Consider the following 782-nt stretch of genomic DNA (forward strand, 5'->3'; position numbering starts at 1 on the left):
GTAATTGCCGAACTCGGTGACGATGGTCCTGGTCGCGGGGTCGACCGAGGTCACGCGGCCGCCTTGCGACAGCCCGATGCGTTCGATCATATCGCCGTAAAGCTCCTTCCACGCCTTCTCGAACAGTCGCTGCTGGGAGAAATTGTCCTTGGCATCGAGGATCAAGACCTTTGAGCGCGGCTTCTTCGTTTTCAGGTAATGCGCGATCAGGCTGGCGCGCTCGTAAGGCGCCGGCGGACAGCGCGAGGGATTGGCGGGGATCGCAATGGCGACGGTGCCGCCGTCCGGCATGGCCTCCAGCTGCCGACGCAGCAACAGCGTCTGCGCGCCGGCCTTCCAGGCGTGCGGCATCTTTTCGGATGTGGCGTCGTCGTAGCCAGGCAGAGCTTCGAAATGGAAGTCGATGCCGGGAGAGAGGACGAGACGATCATAGGGCAGCGCAACGCCATCGGCCGTCACGACGCTGCGTAGTTGCGGCTCGATTGTGGTCACGGCCTGGCTGATCACGGTGACACCCTCGGCGGCGATCTTGTCATAGCCAAACTGCTGCGTGTCGATCTCGCGCAGACCGGCGATCACCTCGTTGCTGAACGGACAGGAGGTGAAGACGGTACTGGGTTCGATCAGGATGACTTGCAAGTTTGCCTCCGCGCGCTTCAGCGCGCGCGCGCACGCGGCGCCGCCAAAGCCGCCGCCGACCACGACGACGCGGCCCGCCGATTGCGCGCGCAGGATCGAAGGAACGGCGAATGATGTAGCCGCGGCGGCGATGCCGAGGACGG

1 protein-coding gene is annotated in these 782 nt (G+C 64.6%); it reads right to left on the minus strand.

Features of this window, described 5'->3' with window-relative positions:
• On the minus strand, window positions 1-782 hold a 782-nt coding region (locus IVB32_RS33640), incomplete at both ends, for an FAD/NAD(P)-binding oxidoreductase (RefSeq protein ID WP_247412809.1).

The sequence above is a fragment of the Bradyrhizobium sp. 23 genome (genome assembly GCF_023073295.1).
Taxonomy (GTDB): Bacteria; Pseudomonadota; Alphaproteobacteria; order Rhizobiales; family Xanthobacteraceae; genus Bradyrhizobium; species Bradyrhizobium canariense_D.